Raw genomic sequence first — 17574 nt, forward strand, 5'->3', positions numbered from 1 at the left:
GAATCGGGCGCGAGCCCCACATATACCGGGCCTGCGCGCCGGGACATATCCGGTCACCGATCCCTGCATTGACGCACTGCCGCCATCGGCTAGGTTTGGGAAGCAGCTCAGGAATGCTGCTTCCACTTACGATGCCCATGGAGCATGACTCATGCGTACTTCTTATCTGTCCTCCTTGATCTTCGCGCTGCTGGCGGGTACATCCCTCGCCGTGAATGCCGCGACTTCCGCCGCCCCTGCCACCACGCCGGCAGACGTCGCCAAGCCTGCGATTTCCGCTCCGCTGGGTGTGCAGGGCTCAAAGGTCAATCTCAACGCCGCCAGTGCGGAGACCCTGCAGAAAGAGCTATCAGGCATCGGCGCCGCCAAGGCCAATGCCATCATCGCGTACCGTGAAGAGCACGGCGGCTTTACGGCCGTGGACGAGTTGATCGAAGTGAAAGGCATTGGCAAGGCGCTGCTGGACAAGAACCGCGACAAGCTGTCGATTGACTGAAACCCCATGAGCCTGAGGCCGATCACTGATCGGCCTTTTTCATGCCTGCAATAACCCAAAGCTCGCCGTTGACGGACCGATCATAAAAATGATGATCGACATATTATTTTTTAAATTACGGGCGTAATATCCCTCCGCAGCTACGCTCAATTACCCGTGGAGAACGTTCATGACGAGTCAAAATCAAGGCAAAGCTGTCATCACCGGCGCATCGTCGGGCATTGGCTTCACCTACGCGGACCGCTTGGCACAGCGCGGATTTCATCTGATCCTGGTGGCCCGTGACCAAGCGCGTCTGGAAGCGCTGGCGACGGATCTGCGCGCGAAACATTCGATCAATGTCGAGGTGGTGAAAGCCGACTTGATCCAGCCCGCCGACGCCAGTGCCCTCGAGCAACGGCTGCGCACGGACGCATTGATCACGCTGCTGGTGAACAACGCCGGGGTTGCACTGAGCACGCCCCTCGCCGAATCGGATATGGGCGAAGTGGACCGTCTGATCCAACTCAATATCGTTGCGCTGACCCATCTGGCCTCCGCCGCAGCGGCCGGTTTTGCGGCCCGCGGTACCGGGGCGATCATCAACATCGCGTCCGTGGTGCCACTGTTGCCGGAACGCTTCAACGCGGTGTACGCCGCCAGCAAGGCGTATGTGTTGAGCCTCACCCAGTCGCTCGCCGCCGAGATGAGCGAAAAGGGCGTGCAGGTTCAGGCGGTAATGCCCGGTGCCACACGTACTGAAATCTGGGAGCGCGCGGGCATGGACATCAATGCCTTCCCGGTGGAGATGGTCATGGACGTCAACGAAATGGTCGACGCCGCGTTAGCCGGGTTTGATCAGAAGGAGCTGGTGACCATTCCATCGCTGCCCGATGCCGCGCACTGGCAGGCTTTCACCCAGGCACGGCTGGCGCTGGGCCCGAATCTGTCGCTGCAGCACGCGGCGCAGCGTTACAAAACGGCTGGCGCTTAACGGTGCCGGCCACTGCCAAAAACGAGGAAAAGGTGAACCCATGAGTGAGCGTCGCATCGTAGTGACGGGTATGGGGCTGGTAACGCCATTGGGCTCCGGCGTCGAGGCGGTATGGAAGCGGTTGCTCGAAGGCCGCTCCGGCATCGTGCAGTTGCCTGAGCAGACGGTGGCTGATCTGGCGGGGAAAGTCGGCGGCCCGGTGCCGACGCTGGAGCAAGACCCTGAAGCCGGGTTCGATGCTGACGCCGCCGCGCCGCCCAAGGAGCAGAAGAAGATGGACCGCTTCATCCTCTTTGCCCTGGGCGCTGCACAGCAGGCAGTCAAGCAGGCGGGTTGGGCGCCGTCCACCGAGGAAGAACGCGAACGCACCGCGACCATCATCGGCGCCGGGGTGGGTGGTTTCGGTGCCATCGCCGAGGCCGTGCGCATCACGGATACCCGTGGGCCGCGGCGTTTGTCGCCGTTCACCATTCCGTCGTTTCTGGTCAATCTGGCGGCCGGGCATGTGTCGATCCAGCATGGTTTCAAAGGTCCGTTGGGCGCGCCGGTCACGGCGTGTGCAGCGGGCGTGCAGGCGATCGGCGATGCCGCGCGGCTGATCCGCAACGGTGAAGCGGACGTGGCCATCTGCGGTGGCGCCGAGGCCTGCATTGATCGCGTTGCCCTGGGTGGCTTCGCGGCGGCGCGGGCGCTATCCAATGGTTTCAACGACACGCCGGAGCGCGCGTCGAGGCCTTTTGATCGGGACCGCGACGGCTTCGTCATGGGCGAGGGGGCGGGGATCATCGTCATCGAAACGCTGGAACACGCACTCGCCCGCGGCGCCACGCCCATTGTCGAACTGGTCGGTTACGGCACCAGCGCGGACGCCTATCACCTGACGGCCGGGCCGGAGGATGGCAGTGGTGCGCGCCGGGCGATGCACGCAGCGATCCGTCAGGCCGGCATCCAACCCGCCGACGTCCAGCACGTTAACGCCCACGCCACGTCCACCCCGGTGGGGGACAAGGGAGAGATGGCGGCGATCAAAACGGTGTTCGGTGACCAGAACGGTGTTGCGGTGACGTCGACCAAATCCGCCACCGGGCACCTGCTCGGCGCAGCGGGCGGTATCGAGGCGATCTTCACGGCATTGGCGATCCGCGATCAGATCGCGCCGATGACGCTTAATCTGGAGAACCCTGACGAGGCGGCGACAGGCATCGACATCGTCCACGGCAAGGCGCGTCCGATGAACATCGAGTACGCACTGTCGAACGGTTTTGGCTTCGGGGGCGTGAACGCCAGCGTGTTGTTCCGTCGCTGGCATCCCTGAGAGGCCTCAGTGAAATAAACGTGACGCTTCCCTGCCGCGAAGAGGGCAGGGAAGTGAGGGTCAGCCTTCGATCAGTTGCTTGAGCTGATCGCGGGTGGTCTCGAGGATTCGCTCGGCCAGCGCCGGATCTTTCGCGCTGCGCGCCAGCACCATCGCCCCCACCAGCCCGGACATAAGCATCACGCTCTTGTCGCGGCTCAGCCCTTCGGCCGGCATTCCGGCTTCGAGGGTGGCGAGCATACGGTTGATCAACTCGTCGGTGATCTCGCTCGGTTGCCCCCGCTGGCCCAGCTCGGACGCCATGGTCGGCAGCGGGCAGCCCTTTTCCGGATGATCGCGATGGGCGGTCGACAGGTACAGGTCGATGAACGCCTGGGTCGAGCTGTCTTCGGCCAGTTTCTCGGCCCGTGAAGCATGCAATTGATCAACGGCACATCGCAGGGATTTTTCGACCAGGTCGTCCTTGGATTTGAAATGGGCGTAAAAACCGCCATGGGTCAGGCCCAATGCCTTCATCAACGGCTGCAAACCGGTGGCGCCAATGCCGTCACGGCGAAAGCGCGCGGCGGCTTCCTGAAGGATGCGCTGGTGGGTCTGGGCTTTGTGATCTTCGGCGTAACGCATGGAGCGAGCCTCCCGATTGTGGCTCTTGAAATGGTGGTCGACATTTTTACACGTCTGACAGGCCCGCGCAGTAGTCCCGTTGGATCGCGTGTCGCCGTCGGTCAGAGCGCCTCATTTACAGCCCGCTGATGACGACGGCGTCACAGCGCCTTTATTTCGGCCCCATCATTTTCGCCAGCGCCTCAGGCCGGGGCGCGCCTTGTTGTTGCTGGAGGTGTCCGGCCTCGTCCTTGTAGAAAATCGACGGGGTGGCCGAAAGGCCCATGTCTTCCATCAGTTTCATGTTGGCGTCGAGTTTTGTCTGGATGTCTTTGGGGATGTTTTGCAGGGCCTTGAGCGTGCTGGCTTTGCCTGCCTGCTCGTGTTTCTGCAGAGCCACTTCCGGGTTTGCGTCGGCTAGCAGGCTCGCGGCTTTGGCGGCGCTGTCCTCGCGGATCACGCCGACCATGATGTGGCGCAACTGTACTTTCCCCGATTTGACCCATGGCCGCGCCTGCTCCCAGAACAGATTGCAGTACGGACAGTTGGCGTCGCTGAACAGGTAGATGATTTTGGGTGCGGTTTTGACACCGTCGGCGATCCAGGTGCTGTTTTCCATGCGGCTCCACATCGCCTCGGCCATTGGCCCATAGACCAGTTTCTGCAGGGGCCCGGTGCTCAGGTCTTCGCCCTTTTCATTAAACAGATTGCCGGCGAGCACATGCTTGCCGTCAGGGGTTAGGTACAGCGCCATGCCCTGATTCTGGTACTCGGCGGCGTAACCCTTCAGTCCGGCCGGCGCGTCGAAGCTGCCTTTGATAGTCGCGCCCTTGGCCTCCAGTGCCTTGATCGGAGCGGGCAAGTCTTCGGCGTGAACCAGCGAGGCTGGCAGGCTGAGCGAAACGGCGACGGCGATGAACGCAGGGTGAATAAAATTCATGGAATGATCCTTTGCTGTGAAGACGGGGTGGAAGAGGAGACAGGCTGGCCGAAACCGTCCAGGTAATGTTTCAGGCTGGCGCTGGACAGTTCGCCCAGATGCCCGTCCTGTTGTCGGCCGTTCTCGCCGTAAAACAGCGTCGTGGGCAGGGCGGCTGATCCGGCATGTCGGCCCAGATCACCCCTGTCATCGAACAACACGTTGTCCAGTTGCAGACCCTGGCTGCCGAGAAAGGTCGCCACCTCCCGTGGGCTTTCTCCCTGATTGACGAACAGAAACACGACGTCGGGATTGGCCTGTTGCGCGGCTTGCAGGACTGGCATTTCCCTCCGGCAGGGCGGGCACCACGTCGCCCACAGGTTGATCACCAGCTTGCGCCCGGCGTAGTCACGCAAGTGAACGCGCTCGCCCTTGTCATTGCGAAGCGCCAGATCCGGCAGCGGGGCATCCTGACGAATGCTTTCGACCGCCAGACTGCTCAGCCACCAAAACAGCAACCCGCTGGCGACGCCCCACCCCAGTGGCCTGCGCTGCAACGGTCGTCGCCACACCATCGTGACGGCGCTGGCCACAACGGCGATCACGCCAGGCCAGGCACTGAAGCCGCCGTCGCGGATATCGACAATGCGCAGCGGGTCACTCTCATACTGCGGCCAGTAGCGCGCGACGAACGCCAGACGCGCCACCAGAAGCCCGAACATGAACAGGCCGAACACGGCGCGTTCCGGGTTGATCCTCTGCTTGCGGCCACAGATCCAGCCGACCAGAGTCGCCAGCGCGAGGGCAACGAGCAGCAGCAGATGGTTGAGCGACAGGGCAAACGGCCCGACGGAAAAACTCAGCATCAGCCACGCCCCCGGGTCGTTTCCCAGTGCTGCAAAAAGCCCTCAAGGTCGACTTCGCCGGTGATTCGCCGATCGCGCCTTTCGCTGCCGTCCGGTGCGATCCACACCAGCGTCGGCGGGCCCAGCACATTGTAACGAGCGAGCAGCGCGCGACTGGCGTCGTTGTCGGCCGTGACATCGAGGCGCAGCAGGCGCACGCCGTTCAATGCCTGCAGGGTTTCAGCCTTGGCGAACACGTTCTTCTCCATGACCTTGCAGGACACGCACCAGTCGGCGTAGTAGTCGACCAGCACCCACTGGCCGGTGGCTATGGCGGCGGCGAGTTCCCGGTCAAGGGCCTGCGGGTCCTTGATAGTGGTGAATGCATCATCGGCCTCAATCGCGGGAGACGAACTCGACCCGCTGTAGACCTTGAGCGGCTGCCAGGGATCGTCGCCGCCCGCCGCCGCGCCGGTCACCATCATCACGCCCCACAGGCCCACGACCAGGCCGATGGGTGCGCAGAGGAGTGAGGCGCGTGGCAGCAACCGGGTCTGCAGGATAGCGCTATAAGCAACCACGATCAGCAGCACGCCGAACAGCGCCAACCACAGCACGTCGGCGAGCAGCGGCCGGATCATGATCAGCGCCGTGCCCAGTAGTAGAAACCCGAAGAGGCCTTTGACCAGGTTCATCCAGGCCCCCGGTTTTGGCAGAAAACGCGTGCCGGCCGTGACCAGCAGCAACAACGGCAGGCCCATGCCCAGGCCCATGACGAACAACACCAGGGCGCCATGCAGCGCATTGCCGCTCTGGGCGATATACAGCAGCGCGCCCGCCAGGGGGGCGGTCATGCAGGGGCCGATCATCAGTCCCGACAGCGCGCCGAGAACAGATGCGCCCAATAGACTGCCGCCGTGGCGCTGACGCCCGGCGTTCTCCAGACGATCGCGCAGAAAACCTGGCAACTGCAGCTCGAAGAAGCCAAACATCGGCAGCGCAAGCAGCACAAACAGCACTGCGAAACTGCCCAGCAGCCAAGGCTGTTGCAGGGTCGATTGCAGGTTGCTGCCCAACAGCGCGGCGACCACGCCCAGCCCGGCGTAGATCAACGCCATGCTCACCACGTAAACCCCAGCCAGCGCAAAACCTCGTGCCGGTCTTGCGCCGCTGCCGACCACCACGCCGGCCAGGATCGGCAGCATCGGCAGTGAACACGGGGTGAACGCCAGCAGCAGACCCAGCCCGAAAAATGCCAGCAGGCTCAGGGCCAGAGAACGTTGCGCAAGCCCACTGGCCAGCGCTTGATCTTCAGCCTGATCGCCGACTTGAGCGTTGGCGGGTTGCCCGTTGCCGCTGCTCACACTGACGAGCTGGCTTTGCGGTGGATAACACAAGCCGGCATCGGCGCAGCCCTGCCAGCCCACTTTGATCTGACCGCTGGCCGAGGCCGGGATCGTGACTGCAAGGGTTTGCCGATAGACCTGCTGCTGGCCGAAATACTCGTCGTGATGGTCCTCGCCCGTCGGCAGGACGGGCTGCTGTTCCTGGCTCAGCCCTTCGAACTTGAGCCGGTGCCGATACAGGTAATAGCCGTCCGCAATTTGCCAGTTCAGCCGGGTTTCGCCGGTCGCCAAGCGTTCAGAAGTGAAGCTAAATGCTTTACTGGCCGGCAGAAAATCCGGCTGCTCGCTGAAGAGTGAAGGGCCGGATCTGGCCGGGAAGGGGTCTCCACCGGGCAGGGCCTGCGCCAGCAGCGGGAAAAGGATCAACATCATCAACCATAGATTACGCATGCATTCTTTCCATCCTTAGTGAATGGGGCGAAGCCTGCGCAGTGGCGATTAACAGTCGATTAACCCGATGGGGCGCGTTGTGTCTGCGGCGGCTCGTGCATAATCCGCCGTTAATCCCTCTGCGCTTCAATCGCCTTTTTTTCGGGGCCGACCATGCACGTACTGCTTTGTGAAGACGACGACCTGATTGCCAGCGGCATCGTCGCGGGCCTCGATGCCCAGGGCCTGACGGTGGACCGCGTGGCAACGGCCTCATCGGCGCGGGCGATGCTGTCGGCCGCGCATTTCGACGTGATGATTCTTGACCTCGGCCTGCCCGATGAAGATGGCCTGAAGCTGTTGCGCCAGTTGCGCCAGCAGGGCGTGGAAATCCCTGTGCTGATTCTTACCGCACGCGACACCGTCACCGACCGTGTTGACGGCTTGCAGGCCGGCGCGGACGATTACCTGCTAAAGCCCTTCGACCTGCGTGAACTCAGCGCACGCCTGCATACCCTGGTGCGACGCATGGCCGGGCGCAGCGTCAACGTGATCGAACATGGGGTGCTCAGCTATGACCCGAGCAGCCGGGAAACCCGCCTTGCCGGTCAGCCGGTCGATCTCTCCCGCCGTGAACAGGCCTTGCTGCAAGCGTTGCTCAACAACAGCGGGCGCGTGCTTTCGGGCGAACAGCTAAAGGACTGCGTGTACGGCTTCGGCGACGAAGTGGAGAGTAACGCCCTCAATGTTCATATCCACCACCTGAGGCGCAAGCTGGGTGGCCGCATCATCGAGACCGTCCGCGGGCTCGGTTATCGCCTCGGCCCGGCCGGCCATGATTCGGAGCCCACGCCATGATGAGCCTGCGGACGCGGCTGAGTCTGATCCTCGGCTCGGCGTTCATTCTGATCTGGGTGCTGGCGGCGGCGTGGATGCTGCGCGACTTGCGCACGCAGATGATGCAGTCCCTCGATCAACGCCTTGAGGCCTCGGCGCGGATGGTGGCGGGGCTACTCGAACAGATGCAAATGCCCACCGGCAGCGACACTCGCTCGCTTCGGGCCGATGATCCGGCGTTGCCCAACGGCATGGCCTGTCAGCTGAGTTCCCTGCGCGGGCAGGTGCTGGCGCGCACCGACAGCTCGCCGAGCGAACCGCTGAAGGCCGATGCCAGCGGCTTCCATGACCAAATGATCAACGGCGACCACTGGCGCGTGTACACGATGATGCATGACAACGTGCGGGTGAGCACCGCCGACCGGCAGATCGAACGCGACGTGCTCGGGCACTCGGTGCTGCTGGCGGCATCGGTGCCGGTACTGGTCGCGCTGTTCGGCAGCCTGGCGCTGGTCTGGTTCGGCATCGGCCGGGGGCTGGCGCCGCTCAACCGCATGCGCGATGCGTTGAATTGCCACAGCGCCGATTCGGTCGAGCCACTGGACGTGCCCAACCTGCCCAGCGAACTTCAGCCGCTGCTGAAAAGCCAGAACCAGCTGTTTCAGCGCATTGCCCAGACCCTTGAGCGCGAGCGGCGGCTGACCGGCGACGCTGCCCATGAACTGCGCAGCCCGCTTACGGCCATCAAGACCCATCTGCAAGTGGCGCGCATGACCGACGGTCAGAAGCGCGACACGGCGCTGGCCCATGCGGAGGAGGGCGCTGACCGCATGCACCGCACCCTCGAACAGCTGCTGCTGTTGGCCCGTGTCGAGGGCAGCCTGTCGTTCGATGATGGCGTGCAGTGCGATGCCGAGCAGGTCGCGCGGCTGGCGATTCACGATGCCAGTCACGGCGATGAACAGCGCATCGAACTGATCCTTCCGTCGCAGTTGTCCAGCGCTGCACTACAAATGCCGGCGGCGCTGGCGGTGGCCGCACTGCGCAATCTGCTGGACAACGCCCTGCGCCACAGCCAGGCCGCGGCGCAGGTGGAACTGAGCGTTGAAACCTTCGACGGGCAGGCGCATTTCCGCGTTCGCGATCATGGTCCGGGGATTCCCGAGCCGGATCTGGACAAGCTCACCCAGCGCTTCTGGCGCAACGGCAAGAGTCCCGGCGCCGGGCTGGGATTGGCGATTGTTCAGGCCATTGTTCAGCGCTGCGCGTGTTCGCTGCGCTTTGACAGCCGTCATGACGGTTTGCGCGTGGAGTTGAGCATGCCGTTGCGTCGCGATGTCGCAGGCGAGTGACGTGTGGGAAGGGTCTGAAAGTGGAGTCGGCCTGCCGTTGCACCTCAGGCCGACTGTTGGCTGAATGTCCGCTACTCCGGCATGGCCGAAGAGTGATGGGAGGTAATCAGCCACTCGTTATCAACAAGTGCGTAAGTGAAGGTGTAACGTGCCTGGACTTCTGAGTTATCGCTGAAACGAAACGTGTACAGGCCGGTATCGATTGCACTGTTGCAACTTGTAATAACAGTGCTGCTGTCGAGGGTGCCGAACGGCTTCTTTCTAAGAAACGTGTTGAAGTAATCGAGTTTGCCGGCAAGGTCTGTTCTGGGCTGGTTGGAGAGGGTCGGAAGCAGCACGGCGTCGGACGTATAGTTCGCGGCGACCTTGCGAGAATCGCCGGTTTGCAGTGTGTTGTTCCAGCGCTCGAACAGGATTTTCGCTTGCTGCTTATCAAGTGTTGCGCAGTGTGAGGGGGCGTTGTTTGCACTCGCGTAAGTGCTGGCAGTGAGCAGTGTAATGACGGCAAAAGTCTTAAGCATGCGTTACCTTCCATGGGCGGTTGAATGTGGGTCGAGAGCCTAGTTGAGGACGACTTAAAGTTGTACTGCCGAGGATTTACAATACGTTTCGTAAACTAAATTGGCCGTCTTCGATGCGGGAATTGTCCGGTTCATTAAGTAAGAATCGTGGCTGTTTTAACCAGGAAGTTAAGCCGGTTTGAAACTTCGATGATCCCGCCCCGCGGGCTTTTGGTCCGACAAGCCTTTGATTCTGCTCTCCAATCCCGGACAATCGCGCCCCTTTCCCTGTAGAGAACCGGTCAGGGGCGCCGACTGCCATGTTTTCTCGACGCGCTTTTGACCATGTAGCTATCACCGGCAACGGAGAATCGACCGGATGAATGATCAGGCCAACAGCGTCGAACACACCGTCGACGCGGCACCCGCGAACGTGACGACCTGGAACCGAAACGACACCACCTGGATGCTCGGGCTGTTCGGCACCGCCATCGGCGCGGGCACGTTGTTTCTGCCGATCAACGCAGGCATCGGCGGGTTCTGGCCGCTGGTGATTCTGGCCGTGCTGGCCTTCCCGATGACCTTCTATGCGCACCGCGGGCTGACCCGTTTCGTGCTGTCGGGCCGCAACGGCGCGGACATCACCGAGGTGGTTGAGCAACATTTCGGCAAGAAAGCCGGTGCCTTGATCACGCTGCTGTATTTCTTCGCCGTGTTTCCGATCCTGCTGATCTACAGCGTGGCGCTGACCAACACCGTGGGCAGTTTTATGGAGCACCAACTGCATGTGCAGCCGCCGCCCCGCGCGCTGCTGGCGTTCGTGCTGATCCTCGGCCTGCTGGCGGTGGTGCGTTGCGGTGAGCAGATCATCGTCAAAGCCATGAGTTTGATGGTGTACCCGTTTATCGTGGCGCTGCTGTTCCTCGCCGTGTTTCTGATTCCGCACTGGAACGGCGGCATTCTCACCACGGCAAGCAGCTTTCCGGCACCCTCGGCACTGCTGCACACGCTGTGGCTGGCGATTCCGGTGATGGTCTTCTCGTTCAACCATTCGCCCATCATTTCGGCATTTGCCGTCGACCAGAAGCGTCAATATGGCGAGCAGGCCGAACCGCGCAGCTCGCAGATCCTGGCACGCGCCCATCTGCTGATGGTGGTCATGGTGCTGTTCTTTGTCTTCAGCTGCGTGCTGACCCTGGCGCCGGAGCAACTCGCGGAAGCCAAGGCGCAGAACCTGTCGATCCTGTCCTATCTGGCCAACCATTTCAGCAACCCGACCATCGCGTTTGCCGCACCGCTGATTGCGTTCGTCGCGATCACCAAGTCGTTTCTGGGCCACTACATCGGCGCCAGCGAAGGCCTGAAAGGACTGGTGCTGAAGACCGGCCGCCGTCCTTCACCGCGCACGCTCGATCGCCTGACCGCAGGCTTCATGCTGGTAGTCTGCTGGCTGGTGGCAACGCTCAACCCAAGCATTCTCGGGATGATCGAAACCCTCGGCGGCCCGGTGATCGCGGCGCTGCTGTTCCTCATGCCGATGTACGCCGTGCGCAAAGTGCCGGCCATGCGCCGGTATGCGGGCAAGCTGTCGAACGTGTTTGTGGTGGTGATAGGGTTGATCTCGATCTCGGCGCTGGTTTATTCGTTGTTGCAGTGACGCTCCAAGGGCGGCGGAGGGCAGATCGTCCGTCGTCCTGAAGCTGCGCTGTGGGATAGCCAATACCGCTCGTGTGAGCATGAACGAGATGGCGCAACCCATGGCTCAAGAAGACGGGATTTCATCACTGAACATTCGGGGAATGTACCGACCTCTTCGCGAGCAAGCTCGCTCCCACAGTTGGGCACCGACCACGCACACTTCTGAGTTGAGTGAGAGACCGTTGGCCTCCGGCCTGGGTCCGGGTAATCGCAAAGTCGGTCAGCAAACGCCGATCATGTGGGAGTGAGCTTGCTCACGAAGACGGTGGTCTGGCCGCAGTAGATCCACTGCCCCGCCCGGTCTTCTCAGATAGTCGCCACATTGACTTTGCCAATTGCGTCGCCCCATGATCCTGCTCGTTCCTGATCGATTCAGCCCTTTATCGAGGCCCCATGTCTGCCAACCCTGAAGCGTTCCCCGGCGAGCGTCAGCGTCTGATCACCGAGCGCCTGGCCGTGCAGGGTCGGGTGATCGCCGCAGAGCTGGCGACCGAATTCAATGTGTCCGAGCATTCCATTCGTCGCGATCTGGGCGTTCTGGCGTCTGCCGGCCTGTGCAAACGCGTGTACGGCGGGGCGATTTCGCTGGCGTCGGACGGCCCGCTGGCGGCGCGTGTCGAGCACGAGCCGGGGCGCAAGCGGCAGTTGGGCGTCGCGGCGGCGGCATTGATCAGCGCCGGGCAACACGTATTTATCGACGGCGGTTCGACCAATCTGGCGATCGCCAAAGCCCTTGATCCGCACATGCCGTTGACCGTCACCACCAATGCGCCGCTGATCGCGGTCGAGCTGATGAAGCTGCCGGCAGTGGAAGTGATTCTGCTCGGCGGGCGCTTGAGTCCCGTGGCGGGCAGCACCTACGGCTTCACCACGATTCAGCAACTTGCCCACTTCAATTTCGATCTGTGCTTTCTTGGCGCCTGTGCCCTGGATGCGCTGAAAGGCGTGACCGCGTTCGACATGGACGTTGCCGAGTTCAAGCGCGCCGTGGTGGCGCGCAGCGGTCAGGTGGCGGTGGCTGTGATCAACGAGAAGCTTTCCAGCATCGCGCACTATCAGGTCGCGCAGTGCGAGGAAGTCGGCGCGCTGGTGGTCGAACACGACGCGCCAGCCGACCGGCTGGAGCTGTTTCGCGGCAAGGTCGCGCAGATCGTCACGGCGCAGGCAGCGCACTGAGCAGCGTCGACTCCTGCCATGCGACGGTACGATTGCGGCCCTGGTGCTTGGCGGCATACAGCGCCGCGTCCGCGCGTTTGACGAAGTCTTCCATGCTCTGGCATTCCTGCGCCCGACAACCGTAAACCCCGAGGCTGATGCTGACGATGCCGATCGGATTGCCCTGATGTTCCAGGGCTCGCGTGAGCACAGCCAACCGAATCTTCTCCGCCAGACTCACGGCGCCCTGCATATCGCTGTAGGGCAGGAACACGGCCATTTCTTCCCCGCCGTAGCGCACCGCGAGGTCACCAGTGCGGTTGAGGTTGCTGCGAATGCACTCGGCCACGGCGACAATGCATTTGTCGCCGGCGACGTGGCCATAGTTGTCGTTGTAGCTCTTGAAAAAATCGATGTCGATCATGATCAGGCTCAGCGGATGCAGGTTCGGCTCACCGTTGCGAAACTCCAGACTGAGAATCTCCTGGAAGTGCCGTCGATTGGCCAGGCCGGTCAGGCTGTCCTGTAGCGCAAGCTTTTCCAGCGAGTGGCTGGCAATGCGCAGTTGTGATTCGGCATTCAGCCCGAAGCGGATCTGCTGGAACAGCAAGACCCCAAACAGGAGGTTGGCGACCACCACGCAGATGATGATCGCCAGCGAGCGCCACGCATACTGCCGCCACTCGTCGAGCACTTCGCGCTGGGACAGACCGGCGAGCACCACCATCGGGTAGCGGTCCAGTTTCTTGTAGCCGTACAGGCGTTGTTCGTGGTCGAGCATCGACACGACGTTCGCCGTGCCTTCGTAGTGTTCGCTGACATAAAGCCGGAACAATTCGCCGTCGCCGATAGAGGTGCCGCGCACGTTTTGAATGAGCGGACGTCGTGCCAGCACGGTCCCGTCGGCCATGGCCAGGGTGATGACGCCGTGCTTGCCGATGTCGAAGCGCTCAAAGAACTGTTCGAAGTAGTTCAGTTCAACGGTGGCCAGCACCACACCGGCGAAGTTGCCCATCTCATCGTCCACCCTTCGCGACACAGGGATGATCCAGTCGCCGGTGGTGCGGCTCTGGATGGCGGGGCCGATGTGGGGAAGGTTGCTGGCGATGGACCGGTGGAACCGAAAATACTCACGATCGGCATTGTTGGCGTTGGCCGGCATGTGGTTAAGGGAGGTTGCCGCCCAGTTGCCATCCTTGTCATAGATGAACAGACCCTGGATCTGCTGGACGCTGGCGGCGGTGGCGCGCAGATAATCGTGCATGCGCGAACCACTGGCGGCGCCGAAGCCGTCGAAGGAAAGCCGTTCGACCACCGATGACACGGCGATGTGCGCTTGATCAAATGCGTCATCAACGTGTTGCGCCATCGAGCGAGAAAGGTTGGCGACGGTGGTATTGGCGATTTCCAGCTCGTGAATGCGCGTCTGGCGCAGCTGCCAGACGGTGATGCTGGTGATGGAGATGCACACCAGCAAGGTAAACAGTCCCGCCAGCCACAACACCGGCATGCGTTTGAGTCTTCGGTTTCTGACGCCGAATTCCGATCCTTCTAGCTGTCTCAAACCCCACCCTCGCTGACTGCCACGATTTCAGACCCGCCACTGTGACGAACAATCCACTCGTTCGGACACGCAGCATCGCAACAGCGACCCGTCTGACTCACAGCGTAGGACAAGTGCGGGATTTTGAAGGGAAATTTATGGCTTATAAATCATCTGCGGTAGATGTGCTGCTGTGTGGGCGTGACGTGGTTATAGGGCCGTGTGCGAGTTTGGCTGATGTCGACCTGTGGGAGCGAGCTTGCTCGCGAAGGGGCCAGTACATCCGCTAAATGTTCAGCGGTTGGAATGCCGCCTTCGCGAGCAAGCTCGCTCCCACAGGTGTTGCGTTCGGCGGGCTACTGCAGCATTCCCGGGACCGAGTGCGAGGTCCCAGGAATCCGCTGGAGGGGCACCCATCAAACCCGACGCCCTTGCACCTCATCCCGATTCGCCTGCCAGTCCTTCTGCGCCGTGGTGGTGTGTTCGGGGATCGGCGCCTTGAGCAGCACGAAGTAGGCGACCGCCGAGAGCAACGCGACGATGGCGCTGACCGCAAAGGCCGTGGCGAAGGTGCCGGAATATTGCACGCTGAAGCCGGTGACGATCGGCGCAATGGAGCCTGCAATGTAGCCGCCGAAATTCTGGATCGAACCCAGTGACGCCACGCGTTTGGTGTCGACCACGGTATTGACCACCATCCACGCCGTGGCGCTGGACAGGTTGATGCCGAACAGCGCCAGGCAGAGCAGGGCGACGCACCCGCTCAGGCCGGTGACGAACGTCAGCGGCAGGGTGAACACGGCGGCGAACACCAGCCCGCCGATCACTGTGTATTTGCGGCTGTTAAGCACGCCCACGCCGCGCTTGACCAGCCGATCGCAAATGCGTCCGGCGGCGATGGTGCCAATCGCGCCGAACACATAAGCAAATGACACCACCCAGGCAGTTTGGTAGGGGTCCAGGCCGTGTTCGCGCTGGAAGTAGCCGGGCAGCCAGGTCAGGTGCAGCCAGAGCATATAGATCACGCCCATGAAACCGAGGAAGGTGCCCCAGGTGCTGCGGTGCTTGAACAGGTCCAGCCAGCCGGCGAAGAACGAAGCCTTCGGCGCGGCGTCGGCCTGAACCACCTGGACGGTCGGTTCGCGACCTTCTGCCGCCAATTCCTTCAGGTACTGCGCGCGGCTTTTGTAGAACATCAGCCAGCACAGCGACAGCACGATGCCGAGCACGCCGGTAATGATGAACATCCCGCGCCAGCTGAAGTTGACCATGAACAGCGTCAACAACGGCGGTGCCAGGCACGGCCCGATGCAGGTCGCCGACCAGACAATACCCGTCGGCGTGCCGCGCTCGTGCTCTTCAAACCATTCGTTGAGGGTCTTGGCGGCTGAGGGAAACATCGGCGCCTCGCCGATCCCCAACAAAACGCGCAGGGCGAAGAAGCCGCTGAAGCTGTTGACGAAGCCCGACGCGGTCTGTGCGATGGACCACACCATCAGCGCGCCGCCCAATGCGATCTTGCTGCCGAGCTTGTCGATGATCATGCCCATCGGCAACTGTGCGAAGGCATAGGCCAGCGAGAACGCCGACAACAGAATGCCCATCTCCGAAGGACTGATCAGCATGTCCTTCTGGATCGTCGTATTGGCGATGGACAGCGCACTGCGGTCCAGATAATTGACGATCCCGAACAGCATCAGAAAAACGATGGTTATCGTCTGGTAGGTCTTGAGGGATTTCATTGCGCACCTTTTTTATTGTTGTGGGGCTTAACGGCTGCGTTCGTGTAGGACCGGCTTCAGCCGGGAAGGGGCCGGTGTGGGCACCATCCATATTGCGGTGTGACGTTTGAAAAGCTTCCCGGCTAAAGCCGGTCCCACTGAAAGCAAGACAGCTTCCCGGCTGAAGCCGGTCCTACCAAGGCAGCCTGTCCTGTCAGGTCACCGCACCGATGTGCCAAGGCACGAACTCGTTTTGCCCATAACCATGCTGCTCGCTTTTGCTGCGGGCGCCGGAGGCGATGTCGAGCATCATCTGGAACACGTACGCGCCGCGTTCCTCAATTGTCGTCGTGCCGTCGGCGATGCCGCCGCAATTGACGTCCATGTCCTCCTGTTGAAATTCGAACACGCGGTTATTCGTGGCGAGCTTGATCGACGGCGTTGGCGCGCAGCCGTACGCAGAGCCCCGCCCGGTGGTGAACGCTATCAAATTCGCACCGCCCGCCACTTGCCCCGTGGCAGAGACCGGGTCATAGCCGGGGGTGTCCATGAACACCAGGCCCTGGGCGCGGACGGCTTCGGCGTATTCATACACGCCCATCAGGTTGGTCGAGCCGGCCTTGGCCACGGCGCCCAGCGACTTCTCCAGAATGGTCGTCAGCCCGCCGGCCTTGTTGCCGGCGGAGGGGTTGTTGTTCAGTTCGGCGTTCATGCGCTGGCAGTAGTCTTCCCACCAATGAATGCGCTGAACGAGTTTTTCGCCGATGGCCTGACTGGCCGCGCGCCGCGTCAGCAAATGCTCGGCACCATAGATTTCGGGGGTCTCCGACAGAATCGCCGTACCGCCCGCCGCCACCAGCCGGTCCACCGCATTGCCCAGTGCCGGGTTGGCGGTGATGCCGGAGTAGCCGTCGGAGCCGCCACATTGCAGACCGACGATCAAGTGCCGGGCGCTGACGCTTTCCCGGGTGACCTGATTGGCCTGCTGCAGCAGCGATTGCACCTGCGCGATGCCGCTGGCGATGGTCTTCGACGTGCCACCGGTGCCCTGAATCGTGAACGCGCGCAGTTGGTCACTGGCCTTCAGACCCTGGCTGTCGAGCATGTCCTGAATCTGGTTGGTCTCGCAGCCCAGGCCCACCACCAGCACCGCCGCAAAGTTCGGATGCACGGCGTAGCCCGCGAGGGTGCGGCGCAGCAGGTCGATGGCCTCGCCTTTGGAGTCGATGGCGCAGCCGGAGCCGTGGGTCAGTGCGACCACGCCGTCGATGTTGGGGTAGTCCGCAAGGGCTTCGGGAAAGATGTCGCGGCGGAAACGGTCGGCTATGGCCCGGGCCACGGTGGCGGAGCAGTTCACCGAGGTCAGAATGCCGATGTAGTTGCGCGTCGCCACACGACCGTCGGCACGCACGATGCCCTGAAAGTACGCTTCGGTTTTCGGCGTCTCGTGGGCGTCGACGCCAAAGGCGTAGTCACGGGAAAAGTCGCCCATTTCGACGTTGTGCACATGCACGTGCTGCCCGGCCTCGATGGGCTGGGAAGCGAAGCCGATGATCTGGCCGTACCGCCGCAGCGGCTGACCTTGCTCGACCCGCACCGCCGCGACCTTGTGCCCGGACGGAACCGGCTGGGAGACCGTGACGTTTTCTTCGTCCAGGTACGTGCCTTCACTCAGCGCCTGGCGAGCGATCAGCACGTTATCGAGGGGGTTCAGGCGGATGAACAGCGCGCTGCTATCGAACGCGGGCGTTTTGGCGATGAGTTCCATGCGGCCTCTCATGACGGTTGCGGCCTGGGTCAACAGTGCCAGACGCAACTTCCTTCAGGAAGCGGCACCGCGGC

General features: G+C 62.2%; 15 protein-coding genes. 7 read left to right on the forward strand and 8 right to left on the reverse strand.

Annotation, left to right across the window (positions count from 1 at the left end):
- Positions 1-151 precede the first annotated feature (151 nt).
- From AC3ISG_RS06860 to fabF, 3 genes are all read left to right on the forward strand, one after another.
- A complete protein-coding gene (locus AC3ISG_RS06860) occupies positions 152-496 on the forward strand; it encodes a ComEA family DNA-binding protein (RefSeq protein WP_122535643.1) in 345 nt (114 codons plus the stop codon).
- Between the two features lie 169 nt (positions 497-665).
- Positions 666-1469, forward strand: coding sequence for an SDR family NAD(P)-dependent oxidoreductase (locus tag AC3ISG_RS06865; RefSeq protein WP_489298814.1), 804 nt, complete (start codon positions 666-668; stop codon positions 1467-1469).
- Positions 1470-1509: 40 nt separating this feature from the next.
- The gene (gene fabF / locus AC3ISG_RS06870; protein WP_489298815.1) at positions 1510-2784 is read left to right on the forward strand and encodes a beta-ketoacyl-ACP synthase II; all 1275 of its coding nucleotides are present in this window, start codon (positions 1510-1512) and stop codon (positions 2782-2784) included.
- Between the two features lie 60 nt (positions 2785-2844).
- Here fabF and AC3ISG_RS06875 read toward each other — a convergent pair whose 3' ends face one another.
- The 4 genes from AC3ISG_RS06875 to dsbD all read right to left on the reverse strand — a co-directional run bounded on the left by AC3ISG_RS06875 (position 2845) and on the right by dsbD (position 6947).
- Complete coding sequence (locus tag AC3ISG_RS06875; protein WP_122535640.1) at positions 2845-3408, reverse strand: TetR/AcrR family transcriptional regulator; 564 nt, start codon at positions 3406-3408, stop codon at positions 2845-2847.
- 151 nt (positions 3409-3559) lie between these two features.
- Entirely contained in the window at positions 3560-4327 is a 768-nt protein-coding gene (dsbG, locus tag AC3ISG_RS06880; RefSeq protein WP_489298816.1) for a thiol:disulfide interchange protein DsbG, read from the reverse strand.
- Positions 4324-5172, reverse strand: coding sequence for a TlpA family protein disulfide reductase (locus tag AC3ISG_RS06885; protein ID WP_489298817.1), 849 nt, complete (start codon positions 5170-5172; stop codon positions 4324-4326). The genes dsbG and AC3ISG_RS06885 overlap by 4 nt, the downstream gene beginning before the upstream one ends.
- Positions 5172-6947, reverse strand: a complete 1776-nt coding sequence (gene dsbD, locus AC3ISG_RS06890) for a protein-disulfide reductase DsbD (RefSeq protein WP_489298818.1) — start codon at positions 6945-6947, stop codon at positions 5172-5174. Before dsbD ends, AC3ISG_RS06885 begins: the two co-directional genes overlap by 1 nt.
- Positions 6948-7100: 153 nt before the next feature.
- Here dsbD and AC3ISG_RS06895 point away from each other — a divergent pair, with 153 nt between their 5' ends.
- A complete protein-coding gene (locus AC3ISG_RS06895; protein WP_122535636.1) occupies positions 7101-7784 on the forward strand; it encodes a response regulator in 684 nt (227 codons plus the stop codon).
- Positions 7781-9115, forward strand: coding sequence for an ATP-binding protein (locus AC3ISG_RS06900; RefSeq protein WP_489298819.1), 1335 nt, complete (start codon positions 7781-7783; stop codon positions 9113-9115). The genes AC3ISG_RS06895 and AC3ISG_RS06900 overlap by 4 nt, the downstream gene beginning before the upstream one ends.
- A 71-nt stretch (positions 9116-9186) precedes the next feature.
- Here AC3ISG_RS06900 and AC3ISG_RS06905 read toward each other — a convergent pair whose 3' ends face one another.
- Complete coding sequence (locus tag AC3ISG_RS06905) at positions 9187-9636, reverse strand: DUF4440 domain-containing protein (RefSeq protein ID WP_489298820.1); 450 nt, start codon at positions 9634-9636, stop codon at positions 9187-9189.
- A gap of 358 nt (positions 9637-9994) precedes the next feature.
- On the opposite strand from AC3ISG_RS06905, the gene AC3ISG_RS06910 reads away from it, so the two are divergent.
- Together AC3ISG_RS06910 and AC3ISG_RS06915 are read left to right on the forward strand one after the other, a co-directional pair.
- Positions 9995-11272: a serine/threonine transporter gene (locus AC3ISG_RS06910; protein WP_205487077.1), complete on the forward strand. Its 1278-nt coding sequence runs from the start codon at positions 9995-9997 to the stop codon at positions 11270-11272.
- Positions 11273-11706: 434 nt separating this feature from the next.
- The gene (locus AC3ISG_RS06915; protein WP_489298821.1) at positions 11707-12489 is read left to right on the forward strand and encodes a DeoR/GlpR family DNA-binding transcription regulator; all 783 of its coding nucleotides are present in this window, start codon (positions 11707-11709) and stop codon (positions 12487-12489) included.
- Here AC3ISG_RS06915 and AC3ISG_RS06920 read toward each other — a convergent pair.
- The 3 genes from AC3ISG_RS06920 to AC3ISG_RS06930 all read right to left on the reverse strand — a co-directional run bounded on the left by AC3ISG_RS06920 (position 12467) and on the right by AC3ISG_RS06930 (position 17500).
- Positions 12467-13978: a sensor domain-containing diguanylate cyclase gene (locus AC3ISG_RS06920; RefSeq protein WP_489298822.1), complete on the reverse strand. Its 1512-nt coding sequence runs from the start codon at positions 13976-13978 to the stop codon at positions 12467-12469. The genes AC3ISG_RS06915 and AC3ISG_RS06920 overlap by 23 nt on opposite strands.
- Positions 13979-14427: 449 nt before the next feature.
- Complete coding sequence (locus tag AC3ISG_RS06925) at positions 14428-15753, reverse strand: MFS transporter (protein ID WP_122622168.1); 1326 nt, start codon at positions 15751-15753, stop codon at positions 14428-14430.
- 193 nt (positions 15754-15946) lie between these two features.
- The gene (locus AC3ISG_RS06930; RefSeq protein ID WP_122535629.1) at positions 15947-17500 is read right to left on the reverse strand and encodes an altronate dehydratase family protein; all 1554 of its coding nucleotides are present in this window, start codon (positions 17498-17500) and stop codon (positions 15947-15949) included.
- Between the last annotated feature and the right edge of the window lie 74 nt (positions 17501-17574).

It is taken from the genome of Pseudomonas sp. GL_135 (genome assembly GCF_057834665.1).